13 protein-coding genes and 1 pseudogene are annotated in these 15,162 nt (G+C 70.9%); 5 read left to right on the top strand and 9 right to left on the bottom strand.

The window, feature by feature from the left end; genetic code table 11:
* Positions 1 to 121 precede the first annotated feature (121 nt).
* The 3 genes from PV364_RS30590 to PV364_RS30580 all read right to left on the bottom strand — a co-directional run bounded on the left by PV364_RS30590 (position 122) and on the right by PV364_RS30580 (position 3,318).
* Entirely contained in the window at positions 122 to 1,138 is a 1,017-nt protein-coding gene (locus PV364_RS30590) for a LacI family DNA-binding transcriptional regulator (RefSeq protein WP_319663698.1), read from the bottom strand.
* Between the two features lie 691 nt (positions 1,139 to 1,829).
* Positions 1,830 to 2,483, bottom strand: coding sequence for a hypothetical protein (locus PV364_RS30585; protein WP_319663696.1), 654 nt, complete (start codon positions 2,481 to 2,483; stop codon positions 1,830 to 1,832).
* A complete protein-coding gene (locus PV364_RS30580) occupies positions 2,464 to 3,318 on the bottom strand; it encodes a hypothetical protein (protein WP_319663695.1) in 855 nt (284 codons plus the stop codon). Before PV364_RS30580 ends, PV364_RS30585 begins: the two co-directional genes overlap by 20 nt.
* Positions 3,319 to 3,436: 118 nt before the next feature.
* On the opposite strand from PV364_RS30580, the pseudogene PV364_RS30575 reads away from it, so the two are divergent.
* Positions 3,437 to 4,044: pseudogene (locus PV364_RS30575) on the top strand (tetratricopeptide repeat protein); the annotation flags it as partial.
* Positions 4,045 to 4,248: 204 nt separating this feature from the next.
* On the opposite strand, the gene PV364_RS30570 reads toward PV364_RS30575, so the two are convergent.
* From PV364_RS30570 to PV364_RS30560, 3 genes are read right to left on the bottom strand one after another with little or no spacing between them, the layout of a single operon-like run.
* Positions 4,249 to 5,193, bottom strand: coding sequence for an alpha/beta hydrolase (locus PV364_RS30570; protein ID WP_319663694.1), 945 nt, complete (start codon positions 5,191 to 5,193; stop codon positions 4,249 to 4,251).
* A 46-nt stretch (positions 5,194 to 5,239) separates the two neighbouring features.
* A complete protein-coding gene (locus PV364_RS30565) occupies positions 5,240 to 6,184 on the bottom strand; it encodes an NADP-dependent oxidoreductase (RefSeq protein ID WP_319663693.1) in 945 nt (314 codons plus the stop codon).
* Positions 6,181 to 7,125, bottom strand: a complete 945-nt coding sequence (locus tag PV364_RS30560) for a helix-turn-helix transcriptional regulator (protein WP_319663692.1) — start codon at positions 7,123 to 7,125, stop codon at positions 6,181 to 6,183. The genes PV364_RS30565 and PV364_RS30560 overlap by 4 nt, the downstream gene beginning before the upstream one ends.
* 467 nt (positions 7,126 to 7,592) lie before the next feature.
* Between PV364_RS30560 and PV364_RS30555 the strand changes: the two genes are divergently transcribed.
* From PV364_RS30555 to PV364_RS30545, 3 genes are all read left to right on the top strand, one after another.
* Positions 7,593 to 8,441 carry a helix-turn-helix transcriptional regulator gene (locus PV364_RS30555; RefSeq protein ID WP_319663691.1) on the top strand — a complete coding sequence of 283 codons (849 nt, stop codon included), beginning with the start codon at positions 7,593 to 7,595 and terminating at the stop codon, positions 8,439 to 8,441.
* Positions 8,442 to 8,848: 407 nt separating this feature from the next.
* Positions 8,849 to 9,349, top strand: coding sequence for a cupin domain-containing protein (locus PV364_RS30550; protein WP_319663690.1), 501 nt, complete (start codon positions 8,849 to 8,851; stop codon positions 9,347 to 9,349).
* 136 nt (positions 9,350 to 9,485) lie between these two features.
* Positions 9,486 to 9,740 carry a hypothetical protein gene (locus tag PV364_RS30545; RefSeq protein ID WP_319663689.1) on the top strand — a complete coding sequence of 85 codons (255 nt, stop codon included), beginning with the start codon at positions 9,486 to 9,488 and terminating at the stop codon, positions 9,738 to 9,740.
* Between the two features lie 100 nt (positions 9,741 to 9,840).
* Here PV364_RS30545 and PV364_RS30540 read toward each other — a convergent pair whose 3' ends face one another.
* Positions 9,841 to 11,841, bottom strand: a complete 2,001-nt coding sequence (locus tag PV364_RS30540; protein ID WP_319663688.1) for a BTAD domain-containing putative transcriptional regulator — start codon at positions 11,839 to 11,841, stop codon at positions 9,841 to 9,843.
* A gap of 161 nt (positions 11,842 to 12,002) precedes the next feature.
* On the opposite strand from PV364_RS30540, the gene PV364_RS30535 reads away from it, so the two are divergent.
* On the top strand, positions 12,003 to 12,893 hold the full coding sequence (locus PV364_RS30535) for an alpha/beta hydrolase (RefSeq protein WP_319663687.1): 891 nt from the start codon (positions 12,003 to 12,005) through the stop codon (positions 12,891 to 12,893).
* 396 nt (positions 12,894 to 13,289) lie between these two features.
* Here the strand turns inward: PV364_RS30535 and PV364_RS30530 are convergent, their stop codons facing one another.
* Entirely contained in the window at positions 13,290 to 14,129 is an 840-nt protein-coding gene (locus PV364_RS30530) for a helix-turn-helix transcriptional regulator (RefSeq protein WP_319663686.1), read from the bottom strand.
* A gap of 8 nt (positions 14,130 to 14,137) precedes the next feature.
* Complete coding sequence (locus tag PV364_RS30525; protein WP_319663685.1) at positions 14,138 to 15,133, bottom strand: aldo/keto reductase; 996 nt, start codon at positions 15,131 to 15,133, stop codon at positions 14,138 to 14,140.
* Positions 15,134 to 15,162 lie beyond the last annotated feature (29 nt).

The raw sequence follows: 15,162 nt of genomic DNA, 5'->3' as shown, positions 1-15,162 counted from the left end.
GTCTGTGAAGGATGCGGGTGCTCGGTGCGCTGGAACGAGCTGCCCGTGAGTCGTGGTGGGCGGTGTGCCCGTGGGTCGTCGTCGGGAGTGTGGTGGAGTCGGGAGGCCGGGGCTTTCGGACTCAGGAGGTGCCAAGGACGGGACCGGTGCTGGCCCGCAGGGAGATCGGTGGTGCGAGCAGGTGGCTCCGGGCCGGGGCGCCGGGGTCGTCCAGCCGCTCGACGAGGAGGTCGACGGCGAGACGGCCCATCTCCTCCGCCGGTACGTTGGCGGCGGTGAGCTGCGGAGTCACCGTCTCCGCCCACCGGCCGGCGACGACCCCGGTGACGGAGAAATCGCGCGGAACATGACGGCCCGCCTGGGCGAGCCCCCGGTAGAGGCCGCCGAGCGCGGCCTCGTTCAGCGTGACCAGCCCCGTGGTGGCCGGGTCGTCCCGCAGGATCCGCTCCAGGCACGCTTGCCCCGAGGCGGCGTCGTCCCCGCAGTTGTACGTCCGCACGGTCAGCCCGCGTTCGGCGGCGGCCTTGGTGAAGCCGTCCAGACCACGGTGCGCGGACTCGTATCCGGCCCTCATCAGTTGCTCGGGACGGTTGACGAAGGCGACCCTGCGGTGGCCGAGGTCCGCCAAGTGGTGGACGCACGCCTCCACCAGCACGGTGTGGTCCAGGCCCACCCACCAGCCGCCCTCCGGGTTGGCGGTGCGGCCGATGGAGACGGAGGGGAAGCCCAGCTCGGCCAGGTGGTCGACCCGGTCGTCCGCGAGCCTGATCTCCATGAGGATGGTGCCGTCGACGCGCCGCTCCCCCAGCAGCCGCTGGAAGGAACGGTCGCTGTCCACGCCGCTGGGAGACAGCAGCACGTCGTAGTCGTGGGCCGCGGCAGCCTCGACCACGCTGCCGATGAAGTCCAGCTGCATGCCGGTGTAGTGGTTGCCGGCCGGCGGGAAGACCAGGCCGATCGTGCTGGTCCGGCCGTTCGCCAGAGCGCGGGCACTGGCGTTCGGGCGGTAGCCCAACTCGTCGATGACCTGCTGGATCTTCCGGCGGGTGTCGTCCGAGACCGGGCGCTTGCCACTCAGCGCGTAGGACACGGTGCTCCGCGAGACACCGGCCCGCCGGGCGATCTCACCGATGTTCACGAAGAACTCCTTCTTCGAACCGGTCCGAGAGACCAGCCCGGTCGTCGAACCGGTTCGCGTGAAGTGAAGTTAGGAACAAGCCGGACGGCTGTCAACACCCGGAACGACACCTCGAGAAAAAGTACGACAACCCCAACGCTCCACGGGCTTCGCTGACATCGCTGGCGTCAGAGGCATTGCTGCGAGATTCCCTGGGTGCTAGCTTCCTGCGAACCGGTTCGATGAAGTGATCTTTCCGGCGGCGGGAGCGGGGCCCAGGAGGCGAGACGCCGACCACGTATGCAGCTGGGGGGTGTGAAGATGCGGGTGGCCCGCCGACGTCGCCGGCGGGCCGAGCTCGGCGTGCAGCATCTCGCGTCCGCGCGGTTCCGCCAGGACCCGGCCGGCCGTCTCGCGAGCGGTCACGAACCGCTGCCACTGGCCTCAGCGTCCCGCAGGTCTGCCCAGTCGGCGGCCGGCTGTCCGGTGCCCCCGGCGACGGCCCTTGCAAGGGGCGGCGTGGACGGTGTCGCTCGTCGTCTCGCCGGCGGGTCTCACCGCGTCCGCTGCCGTCCGCGACAGCTGGCATGACCGTGTGTCAGCGGCCCCCGGCCGCAGCACGCCGAGTGCCTCGGGAGTCCCGGATGGTCCGGTTCGGCGCGGCATATGACCTGGGCGCGCTGTTCGGGCAGTCAGGCGGGGAGACGCAGTGTCAAGGGCTGATGGCTGCCGCGTCCCACACGATGAGTGTGCCGCCGCGGTCGAAGGTCATGAGGTGTTTGCGGTCGAGTGACATGCGGCAGTCGAGAACGATGTCCGTGTGGGCCTCAAGGGTGTTCAGGAGCTCACCAGTGCGGGTCGACCGGATCTCCACGTGGTCGGACACAGGCACGGCCAGCCAGTCCTCGGTGGTGGTGAAAAACGTACCCGTCTGCTTCAGCGTGAAGCGCTCACGATTACCGGGCAGTTCCAGAACTCGGAGGCTGTACACGTCACCGAGAGCGATCCATGAGCCGTCCCCGGCCAGACCGAGCCGGTGGATCTCGTGCGGCTGGTCGGGCAACTCCGCGAGCATCCGGCCGGAACGCGGGTCCCAGAACAGGATCTGACGGCTGCGGCCACGGGAGGCCAGAGTCGATCCGTCGGCGGTGAGCGCCAGCCGCGACAAATCCTTTGACAGGGGCTTCGTTCCCCGGCGCTCGTTGGTGAGCGGGTAGACGAAGCTGCCGGTGAAGGTGTTGTAGGCAACCCACTCGCCGTCCGAACCGTACACGGACTCACCCACGGTACCGACCTTGAAGGGAAGCCTCTCCTCGCCGCTGACCGCGTCCCAGGCCCGTGCCTTCTCACCCACCGTGCTGGTCATGATGAAACTGCCGTCCGGGGAGACGGCGCAGTAGTGGACCCCTGTCGGACTGGGTACGGATCACCCGTCGCAGGGCCTGGGCTTCCAGGTCGTACACATGGATGTTCCCCTGGGGCCCGACCGCCACCAGCCACGTGCCGTCCGGTGCCAGAGCGAAGTCGGCTGTGGACGGCGGAAGTTGCAGCACACCACGGACCGACGACAGCGGCTGGGTGCCGTGCTGCCCGGCGCCGGCTGGCTCCTCCTGTTCGGCGTGGTGGTCCGCACCCGCGCGCGGGAGCGGCGCAGGGCTCAGGGCTTGTCGCAGCTCGGCCAGCTTCCCCGGATCCAGTCGGGAGCCGTCCTCCTCCCCGCTCATGACCTCATTGATCACTGAAGCGGTGGCCCGGGACTCCGGGGAGTCGACCAGGGCCAGATCGGCCAGAAGGCTCCGCACGCCGTACCGCCGGATCTTCGCGATCTGCCAATCCGGGGACCTCACGAGTCCGGTGGCCTGAGCCGGGTCGCAGTACCGCATGTGCCACACCAGATGCCGCCACCAGTACCCGGCGCCGGCGGGCAGAGCCCACCACGGGTCACCGGGTTTCAGCAGCACGAAGGCGTTGTGTACGAGCTGTCCGTGCCAGTCGGCCTCTTCGCTCTCCGACCAGCGCGACCTCAAGCGCCCGTGGAGCCCCTCCGGGACGGTCAGCCATCGCATGCCGTCGCCGGCCTCGGTGATGTCCACGAGACCCACGCGATGGAAGTCGTCAAGCAGGCCCAGGGTGTGGTGGATGTATAGACCGGGACCGCCCCGCGGGTTGCCAGCCCGCCATCGCCGGTCCGCCTCCGCCATGACGTCGCCCTCTGCCCCGGGTTGACGACTCGAGCATCCCGCCTCCGAAGCTCCCCTACGGTGGCGGACACCTGTCGTCCATGCCGACGGGGGCTGCTGCCCCGTAGGGAGTGGCAGCGTGGCCGACGAGACACCTCTGGTACGCAGCCTGCGGGCTGCCGTTACCGCAGCACCGGACGACCTGCCGCTGCGCCTCCACCTTGCCCGACTGCTGCTCGACGCAGGGCAGAGCAACGAAGCCGTCACCGAGGCGCCGCCGTGCTGCAAAGGGATCCCGCCCACCCGGAGGCCCGTGCGTTGATGAGCCGGGCTGTCACCGGCGGGGCCGCGGCCACCCCGTCCGGGCAGCCGCCCGGCCGAACCGGTTCAGGCTTCGACTGGCGTGCCGCCGAGCAGGAACTGTCCGGTCTTGTCCCCCCGCGATTCGTCGGCGAGGAGGCGGGGCACGGGGCGGTCACCTCTGCCTGGGAAGTGGAGGCAACCGGCTTGCGTCTGACCGACGTCGGCGGGATGGCCGAGGTCAAACAGCGTCCGGAGGCGGCGTTCCTCGCGCCGATGCGTAACCCTGAGCTGCGCCGGCTGTACGGGAAGAGCCTGCGTGGCGGTCTGCTGCTCTACGGTCCTCCCGGCTGCGGGAAAACCTTCCTGGCCCGCGCGGTGGCCGGAGAACTCGGCGCCCGCTTCATGCCGGTCACCCTCGATGACGTGTTGGACATGCGGATGGGCCAGTGTCTTTCCATCGGCAACATTGCGGCGCTTCGCCGGTCCCGCACAGTCCATGACCTCGAAGGACCCGGACGGATCGGTCTGATCTCGGTCGTGTCTGTGCCGAAAACGGGTGGACGCGCTGTGCCCGCATGCGGCCGAGGCCCTTGCCCCCGGCCGCATACGCTTCGTCCCCGCGGGGCGAGTGAACGCCCCGATGTCGGATCAGAGCGAGGTGAGCACCCTGATGCGGTCGGCGATGGCGCGGCGAGCGACATCGGAGGTGAAGGCAATGGAGTCGAACTCGTGGGGAGCGCCGGGGTGGAGGTGGAATTCGACCGGTACTCCGGCGCGGCTGAGCTTCGTCGCGTAGGCCATGTCCTCGTCGCGGAAGACGTCGATCTGACCGACTTCGATGTAGGCAGGTGGCAGGCCGGTCGCGTCTTCCAGCCGGGCCGGAGCCGCCGTGGGCGGGACGTCGACGCCGCCGGCGGCGTCGCCGAGCAGTGCCGGCCACGCGGTGAGGCTGTCCTCGTACGACCACAGCGCGTACGGCGCGATGTGCGGATCGGGCGTGACGGTACGGTCGTCGAGCATCGGCATGATGAGGATCTGGCGGGCGATCCCCGGGCCGCCGCGTTCACGTGCCAGGATCGTCAGTGCCGCGGCCATGCCGCCTCCGGCGCTGTCGCCCATGACCGCCACCCGGTCCGGGTCGACCCCCAGTTCGGCGGCGTGATCGTGCAGCCAGCGCAGCGAGGCGTAGGCGTCTTCGAGCGGTGTCGGGAAGGGGTGCTCGGGCGCACGGCGGTACTCGACCGACAGCATCGGCACGCCACTGGCGGACACGTAGCGCGAGACGGGCCCATCGAAGAGGTCGATGTGGCCGAATATGTAGCCGCCGCCGTGGAAGAACAGCACGGCAGGTCCGGGTTCGGCGCCGTCCTTGACGTACCAGCGCAGCCTGATCTGCGCACCGTCGTCCGCCGTCGCGTGGTAGTCGGTCGTCCTGACGTCGTCCGGGATCGGCTGCGCCGTTCCTGCCGCACCGATGATCGGCTCCCACATGGCACGGCGGCCCACGACGTCGCCGACCCCCGGCGGCGTGACCCCCTCCTCGGCCATAGGGGCCAGCGCTTCGGCGATCTCGGGATCGAGGTCGAGTGACATGGTTGTTTCCTCCGATGGTGCGAATGGATCTGGTGAGGGAGAGGTGTCAGGCGGCGGGCGGAACGACGATGGACTTGCCTGACAGCGCCCCGGTAGCGGCTCGGGCGTGGAGTGCCGGCAGCTCGCGCAGCTGCACATGCTGGGCCACGTCGACGCGCAGTTCGCCGCTGTCGATCAAAGCGACCAGATGCGCCAGCTGTTCGGCGTCGCTGCGTACGTAGACGTCGATGCCGTTGACCCCGCGTTTCTCGTCGCTGGGTGCGGGCATCCACACCGTGGTGTTCACGACGACACCACCCGGACGGACCAGTTCGGCCAACGCGGCGAGCTTCGCCGGTTCGACGGGCGCGAGGTTGAGCACGACGTCGACGGGTTCGGTCACCGCCGCGCTCAGTCTGGTGGTGGTGTGGTCGACGATCTCGTCGGCACCTGCAGCCTTGACGCGTTCGCTGCTGCGCGGTCCGGCCGTGGCGATCACCTGTGCGCCGGCGCTCTTGGCGAGTTGCACGGCGTAGCCGCCCACGGCCCCGCCGGCACCGTTGATCAGCACTCGCTGACCGGACGTCAGCTTGGCGTGGTCGAACAGGGCCTGCCACGCGGTGAGGCCCACCAGCGGAAGCGCGGCAGCATCAGGAAGCGGGATGCTGCGAGGGGCCGGTGCCAGGATCTCCGCCGGAGCCACCACGTACTGCGCGGCCGCGCCGTCCTCCGTCATCGGCAGGAAGCCGACCACCTGGTCACCGGCCCTCACGCCGTTCACACCCGCGCCCAGCGATTCGACCGTGCCGGCCACGTCGATTCCGGGAGTGTGGGGCAGCGTCACCGGGATGGGACCCTGCATGAGGCCGGCCCGGATGTTCCCGTCGACGGGGTTGAACGACGTCGCGGCGACCCGGATGAGGACTCGCCCCGCCCCGGGTACGGGCTGTTCGACATCCTCGTAGCGGAGGACATCGGGGTCACCGTGTTCGTGGAAACGCACTGCCTTCATGAGACATCCCTGCTTTTCGGTTGATTCCAGGTGTTGGGTCGAAGCACCCGTGACTCGTCTGCTGAGGCTTCGGAGCAACGGCTTTGCTGGAGCGTGCCGGTCGGAGTAACGGCCGGAGCGCCCACGGCGGAAAGGAGTTGGAGCTTCTCGTAGGTCGGTGAGCCCGGAGGGGCGGAGAGGATCAGCAGTTCCTGGGTCTGTTCCGGATCGACCAGACGCCGGCAGTACAGTCGCAACTCGCCCAGCTCCGGATGCCGGTAGCGTCTGATCCCGTCGCGGTGGGCGACGTTCACCTCGCGCCACCGGAGCCAGACGTCGGCGAATTCGGGGCAGTCCTCCAGCAGGGCCGCCACGATCTCGCCCGCCCTGCCGGCGGGGTCCGCCGTGTGGGCAGCGCGGAGCTGCCCGGTCAGGATCCTGCTGAGCAGTTCATGGTCCTCGGCGGGGTGGACGGCACGCTGCGCCGGATCGGTGAACCACCGGTAGACCAGGTAGCGCGGCAGTCCACTGAAGCGGGAGCAGTCACCCAACAGGGCGATTGCCGGCCGGGTCTGCAGCAGCGTCTCGCCGAAGCGCGACATCACCAAGGCGGGTGTGTCCGATAGCCGTTCGACGATGCGCATCATGGCGGGACTGACGTGGTTCTCCCGCAGGGCCCAGCGCGGTGCGGAGTGCCCTCCCAGGTCGAAGAGCTGGTCCCGCTCGCTCTGAGTGAGCCGCAACCCGCGGGCGAGCGCGGCCAGCACCTCTTCGGACGGTGCCGGGCCCTGCTGTTGCTCGATCCTGCTGTAGTGGTCGACCGAGATACCGGCCAGTGCGGCCACCTCCTCGCGCAGCAGTCCACCGGTGCGGCGTCGGGGACCACAAGGCAGCCCGACGTCCTCCGGCCGCAGCTTCTCCCTTCGTGCCCGGAGAAGCTCTGCCAGTAGCGCCACGTCCACGTCGGCCTCCCTTTGTTCGACCTGTCAAGCGTGGCGAGGACCGGCGACCGGATGAAGGTCGCACTTATCCACGGACAAGTCGTCCGTGGATGAGGCGCGTCGGCAGGAGCATCAGGACCGGCAGGGAGCAGGCCGGACCCGCTTGCCGGTCCCGCACATGCCCGGGCCGTCGCACGGCACTGCCGAACCATCCCGGAGACTCTGACGACAGCCGTGTCCGCGCCGCTGCGACGAGCACGCCGGATCCCGCCCGCCGCCTGCCCAGGCTGGTGCATCACGGGCCGCAGTAGACCCGCTCGGACCTGCTCCACCGACGGTGCCTTCCCCAACGGGGCGGTTATCCTTGACAGGAAGTCACCGGCCCGCGACTACCGCCGACTGAGCCTGTCGACGCCGTCCGAATGATGCTGACGAACCACTCCGCCTTCGGGCTCGGTTCGGGGCACGGAGAGGGAATGGGGGGAAGGGTGGACCGCGTACTGCTGGCCGATTTCCTGCGGGCACGTCGTGAGGCGCTGCAGCCGGAGGACGTCGGGCTTCCCCGTGGGGCCCGGCGCCGGACCGGTGGACTGCGGCGCGAGGAGGTCGCGGCGCTGGCCGGCATGTCAGCCGACTACTACAGCCGAATCGAGCAGCGTCGCGGACCGATGCCGTCTGAGCAGATGCTCGCTGCCCTCGTTACAGCGTTGAACCTCGACCCCAGCGAGAAGGAACATCTGTTCGCTCTGGGCGGATACGCGGCCACGCGTCATGTCGTGCTCCCCGACGCCGTGAGCCCAACCATGAGACTCGTCGTCGAGCGGCTCGCCGACACCCCGGCAATGGTGTTCTCCCAATTCGGCGAGACGCTGCTGCAGTCTCCTCCGGCGCTCGTTCTGTTCGGCGATCACAGCCACTTCAGCGGTATGTCGCGCTACCTGGTATACCGCTGGTTCACGGATCCCGCGCAGCGCGCCCTCTATCCGCGCGAGGATCACGAACTGCGGGGCAGGGTCTTCACCGCGGAGATACGGGCGGCCTACACGACGAATCCGCGGGGCAGGGCCGGCGAGATCGTTGCGGCGTTGCGCGACGCCAGCCCAGAGTTTGGTGAGGTCTGGCGGCGGCACGAGGTGGGCGTCATCCACCATCACGACCTGAAGCGTTACCTGCATGCCGAACTCGGGGAGTTGGAGATGTACGCGCAACGGCTCCTGGACCCCGACACGGCCCAGGAGTTGCTCATCTTCTCCTCCATCCCCGGATCGACGAGCCACGGAAAGCTCCAGCGCCTGACCACCCCCGCAGCCGTGACAGCCGCCCGCCACCTCCAGTGAGCACCGGCGCTCACCCCCGTGCCGCCACTGCTGTGCTCCACGTCCCGTCGCCGTCGCACCCGTCCACCCACGGACAAGTTGTCCGTGGTTAAGGGGACCCTTCATCCGGTTCCTGGCCGACGACATGCTGGTGCTGTCAACAACGGACGAGCCGCGAACGGCCGGGACCGTCACAGGACGTTCCGGGGCGCGCCGTTGGGCGAATCCTCCGAAAGCGTACGCCCGCGGTCACCACGCGGTGCCACCGTCCGGCTCCGAGTACCGCACGCCGACATCGCCCGGCGCCGGCCCTGACCGAACCGCCCGTTCCCGACGCGCTCGCATCGGGAACGGCACTCCGTACGGCCTCGACGTCCCGTGCCGTCCCGTCCGTCGCCAGCCCGACCAACCACTGAGGAGACATCACGATGATCCCCGACGACGACCCTTCACGTCCGCTGACCGTGGCAAACCCCGACGCCCCAGGCACGCGGTACATCTCGCTGGTGGGCAACACGTACGCCATGCTGATCACCGGCGAACAGACCGACGGCCGGTACTGCCTGATCGACATGCGCGTACCCGACGGCGGCGGGCCGCCGCCGCACCGGCACGACTTCGAGGAGATGTTCACGATCCTCGAAGGCGAGATCGAGTTCACCTTCCGCGGTGAGAAGCACACCGTGGGAGCCGGGTCCACGATCAACATCCCGGCCAACGCCCCACACAACTTCCGCAACACCTCGGGCGCGCCCGCCCGCATGCTGTGCATGTGCACCCCCGCCGGCCAGGACGAGTACTTCATGCGCATCGGCGACATCGTCGCGGGCCAGGACGCGCCGCCACCAGTGCTGACGCAAGACGAGCTCACGGAACGCCGCCGCCGAGCGGCCGAGCTGGCCCCGGCCTACCGCAGCGAGTTCCTGTAGCCGGCGCCGGCATGCGGCACCGCTCCGTCATCGTCCGGCGCGAGCGACGCCTCCGTGGCCGATCCGCTCGGCAGGGTCCCCGCCTACGGGGACCGCCGACTGCCGGTACCGGGCGGCGGCCATCGCCGCCACGGCGTTGGCCGCCACCACCGATGACAGCACCCCGCGACCTACAGGCGGCGGCATCGCGCTGGCCGCTCTCCTGCTGTGGCTCGCCAGCTACCTGCGCGTCAACGTGCCCATCGACAAGAGACTCCGCGCGGCGGCGGCCAGCCGCACCGTTCCGGCAGACACCAGGCAGCTCCAACAACGCCGGGACAGCGTCATCTGGTCCCGCGCCCTGCTCCAGACCACAGCGTTGAACGGTCTCCTCGCACTCCTCAGCTCCTGAAGAACCCGCTGACCGCGTCTCCGCGCCTGCCCGGCGTTCGGTGACCGCTACTGGGCCCTCATCACCGGGCAGGCGGCTGCTCGCTACGGCCCGAAGGACATCACCCCTCGCGCCTGATCGGCGTGCGCAGCGCTTCGGCCATGCGTCCGAGGTGGCCGGAGAGCGGGCCGAGGGTGAAGAGGCCGCCGCCGACGACGAGTTCGCCGGCGGCGGGGAGGAGGCGGTCGTGGGCGCGCTGGAGGCCGGCGCGGTCGCCGAGGCGGAGGGCGACGTGGGACTCCAGAACGCAGCACACCTCGTACAGCAGGTCGGGCGGCGGTTCGGGGAGGGCGTGGAGGGCCTCGCGGGCGGCCGCGGGGCGGCCGTCCGCGAGCAGGGCGAAGGGCTCGGTCCAGGGGCGGAACGGGCCCCAGTCGAGGCCGGGGTCGATGGCGACCGGGGCGGTGGACAGCGGCTCCTCGGGGGTCAGCCGCAGGGACAGGAGCGCGAGCGGGAGCAGGCCGCGTTCGAGGCCTGGCATGCCCGCGCCGTGCAGGCGCGCGGCGGCGGCACGGTACGCGGTCGCGGCCTGGCCGGGGCGACCGTGGGCGGCGAGTCGCATCGCCCGGTACCACTGGGTGAAGACGCCGGCCAACGGCAGTTCGTGGCGTTCGGCGAGCGCGTCCGTGGCTGCGGCGTGCCGGTCGGCCGCCGCGAAGTCGGCGAGGGCCGAGCGGGCCTGGAGGCGGATGAGGTGGCCGAGTACTTCGTACGTCACCAGGCCGTGCCGGGCGGCGAGTTCGACGAGTTCGGCGCCGATCGCGTCACGCCGCGGTGCCAGGCCGGCGCGGGTGCAGGACTGCATGAAACCGGCGTTGAGCGCGAACGCCAGGAGCGCGGGATCGTCCAGGCGCCGGGCGATTCCCTCCGCCTCCCGGGCGGCTTCCGGGCCGCGCGGGGAGCGGACACCCCGCGTCTCCAGGGCAATCGTGGCCAGCAGGCGGCAGCGCGCCGCGTCCTGGGAGCCACCGGGCGGTGGCAACGCCGCGAGTGCCCGCTCAGCCGCGGCAACGATGCGCCGGGCGAGTTCGGGGTCGTCGCTGCGGGTCCAGATCGCGGGGACGTCGTACGCGCCGATGACGCGGGCGGTCAGTTCCGGGTCGCCGAACTCCTCGGCCGCCGTGACGGCCTCCAGACGGTGTCGCTGCGCCTCCTCCAGGCCGCCGCCCCCGGTGACCGCGAGGTTCCTGATCAGGCCCACGGTCGCCTCCAGCCGGGCTCGGGCGCCGGTGGCGACGGTGCGGTCGTAGGCGGCCGCCGCCCGCGTCCACAGCCGGGCCGCCGTGGCGGCCGGCTCGGCGGGCAGGTCGAGGCCGGGCGCGTGGGCGAGGATGTCGGCCTCCAGGCGCCGCAGCGCCGGACCGGGGTCGACGCCCAGACGGTCGGTGAGAACGGACCTGGCTTCGCGCAGGGCCGCCAGTGCGTCGCCCTGCCGGCCCTGCCGGTACAGGGCGAGTGCCAGCAGCCGGCGTGCCTCCTCGCGCAGCGGGTGGCCGGACAGCAGCACCTCCAGCCCGGGCACGGCCTCCGCGGCCCGGCCGAGGGCCAGCAGCGCGCCGGCCCGCCGCTCCTCCGCCTGCAGCCGCAGTTCGCCGAGACGGGCGCGCTCCGCCCGGGCCCAGTGCTCGTCGGCGAACTCGGCGTAGGCGGGTCCCCGCCACAGCCCGAGGGCGTCCTCCAGCCGGGGCAGCGCGCGCTCCGCGGGCAGACCGGCCGCCACGGCGACGGCCGCCTCGAAACGCCAGGCGTCCACGGCGTCGGACTCCGGGCGCAGCGCGTACCCCGGACCTTCCGTGACCAGCAGGCGGGAGGGAGCACGCCGCGGGCGGTCCGGCTCCAGGGCATGTCGCAGCGCACCGACGAAGGTCTGGACGGCTCCCACGGCACCGGGTGGCGGGTCCGCCCACAGGTCCTCGACGAGACGGGCGACCGGGACGACACGCCGGCGGGCGACGATCAGGCGTGCCAGCACGGCCCGGTGCCGCGGCCCCTTCAGGGCGAGGGGGCCGTCGCCGCTCTCCGCGACCACAGGTCCCAGCACGCCGAACGCGACCCGTTCCATCGCCACCTCTCCGCACGTCCTCCCGCCACGGTACGCGCCGGACGGGAGGCGCCCAGGGCCCGACCTCTGCTGACCGGAGCCGGCCCGCGCTGACCAGGTGCTGATCCGCGCCCGGCAGGCTCGTGGTCGTCACCACGCCCACCAGCCCGAAGGAACCTCCCATGGCACCGGTCATCCCCGGCTTCGACTACCGGACCGTCCCCGCCGCCGACGATGTCGCGCTCAACGTCGCCGTCGGCGGGTCGGGCACGCCGGTCGTGCTGCTGCACGGCTTCCCGCAGACCCACCTGATGTGGCGGCATGTGGCCGTCGACCTCGCCGCCGATCACACGGTCATCTGCCCGGACCTGCGCGGCTACGGCGCCAGCGGCAAGCCCGCGGAGAACGCGGCGGGCACGGCGTACTCCAAGCGCACGATGGCCGCCGACGTCGTCGCCGTCGCCCGCGCGCTGGGGCACGAGCGCTTCGCCCTGGCAGGACACGACCGCGGGGCGCTCGTCGCCTTCCGCACGGGCCTGGACCACCCGGCGGCCGTCACCCACCTCGCCTCGCTGGACGTGCTGCCCACCCTCGACATGTGGGACGTGATGCGCGGCACCAGTGCGGCCGTCGGTTTCCATCTCTACCTCATGGCCCAGCCGCCCGGACTGCCCGAGCAGATGATCGGGGCCGCTCCGGACGCGTTCTTCGGGCACTTCCTCGACCAGTGGGCCCGTGACCCGCAAGCGATCCCCGAGGACGTCCGCGCCGCCTACCTCACCGCTTCGCGCGCCGCCGTCCCCTCCATCGTCGCGGACTACCGCGCCTCGGCCGGGATCGACGTCACGCACGACCGGGCCGACCGCGAGGCGGGCCGCCGGCTGGAGATGCCGGTGACCGTGCTCCAGCAGGATTGGGGCGCGGTCCTGGGCTTCGACGCCGCCGCCCTGTGGGGTGCCTGGGCAGCGGATCTTTGTCATCTGGCCGTCGACTGCGGCCACTTCATGGCCGAGGAGGCCCCGGGGGAGGTGGTGAAAGCGCTCCGCGAGCTGCTGGCCCGCGACCACGCGTGACAGCACCACACGTGACAGCATCACGCGCCCCCGGCCAGCTCGATCCGGGTCCTCGGGCAGGGCCAGGGCGTCCTCAACGGTCCACGGCCCTCGCATGATCAGCGGCGTCAACGCTCAAAGCCCCGTTCCCCGTGGCAACCCGTTCGGCACCGCCTGACGGGCGGCCAATGATCGAGGCCCGGGTCATCCGGACCATGCCGGACGACCCGGGCCTTGCCATGCGTCGGGGGCTGGTGCGTCGCGGACGGTTTCGAACCGCGGGCGTCTGCTCCGTACGTTCGGGCCAAGCCTCGTCAAGCCTGGCGGGAGTCGCCTTCGCAGGGGAGTCTGACGGAGAAAACCGCCTCCGACCGCTCGCACATCGCCGACGGCGAGGTGAGCGGGTCCGCAGCCAGGTCAGATGTCGAGGATCTGCTCGCTGATCACCTCGAGGAAATCAAACCGCTCGGCGGTACTCGAACCCGGCTGCGGCCTGAAGACCACCATGCGGTGGCCCGTGGCGGCACTCACCACGATGTCGCACTGCACGTCCAGCGGCCCGGCGTGCGGATGCACCAGCCGCTTCCGCGTGGAACTCAGCGGCTTGACGGCCATCTCGTTCCAGTAGCGCGTGAACTCCTCGCTGGCGTGCAGCAGATCATCGATCAGCCGGTCCGCGACCGCGTCACTGCCGCGCCGTGCGGCGGCAACCCGCAGATCCGCGGCGTAGCCCCGACCGATGGCCTCGTGCTCCTCGGCGACGTTGAGCGCGCGCGACGCCGGATCGGTGAACCAGCGCCACGTCACGTTGCCGGCCCGGGTGTCCCCCAGCGCCCAAGTGCCGAACAGGGCCTGGCTGAGCCGGTTCTGGGCGACCAGCGTGGACAGGTCGTCCATGACCTGCGCGGGCACCGTCGTCAAGGCGTCGAGGAGGAACATCATCGCCGGGTCGACGTACCTGCCTGCTCCCCCGGCAAGCGGCGGGGCGTAGCCGGCGAGCCGGTAGAGGTGGTCGCGCTCGTCCACGGACAGACGCAACGCTCCCGCCAGACTCGCCAGTATCTCCTGCGAGGGGTGGGCGTTGCGGGACTGCTCCAGCCGCTCGTAGTAGTCGACGGAGATGGTCGCCAGCAGGGCCACCTCGGACCGCCGCAGCCCGGGGGTGCGGCGGCGTCCGCCGGCGATCAACCCGACGTCGGACGGTCGCAGTGCCTCGCGGCGGGCCCGCAGGAAACCACCGAGGTCGTTGTGGTGCATGGCATCGCTCATTCCTGGATGGCCTTCATTCCCTCCGCGTAGTACCGCTCACCCGTCACCTCGTCGGCGGCGATCACCTCGTCGAGGTTGCTCAGCGTGCCGGCGTCGAGGGTGAGCTCCGCGGCGACGACGTTCTCCTCCAGGTAGGCGCGACGCTTGGTGCCGGGGATGGCGGTGACGCCCTGGGACAGTACCCACGCCAAGGCCAGCTGCCCCGGTGTGATGTCCAGCTTCTCGGCGATGACGCGCACCCTGTCGGCGAGGGCGAGATTGTGGGCGAAGTTCTCGTCGCTGAAGCGAGGGGCGGTGCGCCGCCAGTCGCTCTGCGGCAGGTCGTCCAGCGTGCGCAGCCGCCCGGTGAGGAAGCCGCGGCCCAGCGGGGCGTAGGCCACGAAGCCGATGCCCAGTTCGCGTGCGGTGTCGAGCACGCCGTTGCTCTGCACCGTCCGGGTGAACAATGAGTACTCGGTCTGCACGGCCGACAGTGGCGCCACCGCGTGGGCGGCGCGGATCGTGTCGGCGGACGCCTCGCTGATGCCGAGGTAGCGCACCTTGCCTTGGGTGACGAGCTCTCCCAGCGCCCCGAAGGTCTCGGCCACGGGCACGTCCGGATCCACGCGGTGCTGGTAGTACAGGTCGATACGGTCCGTGCGCAGCCGGCGCAGTGAGCCCTCCACCGCTCGCCGCAGGTACTCCGGTCGGCCGTTCGGGCCACCGACGACTTTCCCGGAATCGTCCAGTGTCAGCCCGCCGAACTTCGTCGCCAGCAGCACTCGGTCCCGGTGGGGCGCCACCGTGCGCCCGAGCAGTTCCTCACCGGTGAAGGGGCCGTACATGTCGGCGGTGTCGAAGAGGGTCACCCCGAGCTCGATCGCCCGGTGGATCGTCTCCACCGACCCGGCGTCGTCCCGGGTGCCGTACATGGCGGTCATCCCCATGGTGCCCAGGCCTTCGACCGACGTCGCCAGTCCCTGGCTGCCGACCGGGTGCGTCCTGATGCTCATACGTGTCTCCCTCCGGGTGGCCGCCGCTG

Source organism: Streptomyces sp. MI02-7b (genome assembly GCF_033793585.1).
Lineage (GTDB): Bacteria > Actinomycetota > Actinomycetes > Streptomycetales > Streptomycetaceae > Actinacidiphila.
The sequence above is the reverse complement of the archived record's forward strand: the minus strand, read 5'-3'. Positions and strand labels throughout refer to the sequence as shown.

Coding starts and splice junctions, on each gene's coding strand:
- PV364_RS30585 (WP_319663696.1), bottom strand. CDS start 2,483: ATGACCAGCACGGTGGGTGAGAAGGCACGGGCCTGGGACGCGGTCAGC.
- PV364_RS30580 (WP_319663695.1), bottom strand. CDS start 3,318: ATGGCGGAGGCGGACCGGCGATGGCGGGCTGGCAACCCGCGGGGCGGT.
- PV364_RS30570 (WP_319663694.1), bottom strand. CDS start 5,193: ATGTCACTCGACCTCGATCCCGAGATCGCCGAAGCGCTGGCCCCTATG.
- PV364_RS30565 (WP_319663693.1), bottom strand. CDS start 6,184: ATGAAGGCAGTGCGTTTCCACGAACACGGTGACCCCGATGTCCTCCGC.
- PV364_RS30550 (WP_319663690.1), top strand. CDS start 8,849: ATGATCCCCGACGACGACCCTTCACGTCCGCTGACCGTGGCAAACCCC.
- PV364_RS30540 (WP_319663688.1), bottom strand. CDS start 11,841: ATGGAACGGGTCGCGTTCGGCGTGCTGGGACCTGTGGTCGCGGAGAGC.
- PV364_RS30535 (WP_319663687.1), top strand. CDS start 12,003: ATGGCACCGGTCATCCCCGGCTTCGACTACCGGACCGTCCCCGCCGCC.
- PV364_RS30530 (WP_319663686.1), bottom strand. CDS start 14,129: ATGCACCACAACGACCTCGGTGGTTTCCTGCGGGCCCGCCGCGAGGCA.
- PV364_RS30525 (WP_319663685.1), bottom strand. CDS start 15,133: ATGAGCATCAGGACGCACCCGGTCGGCAGCCAGGGACTGGCGACGTCG.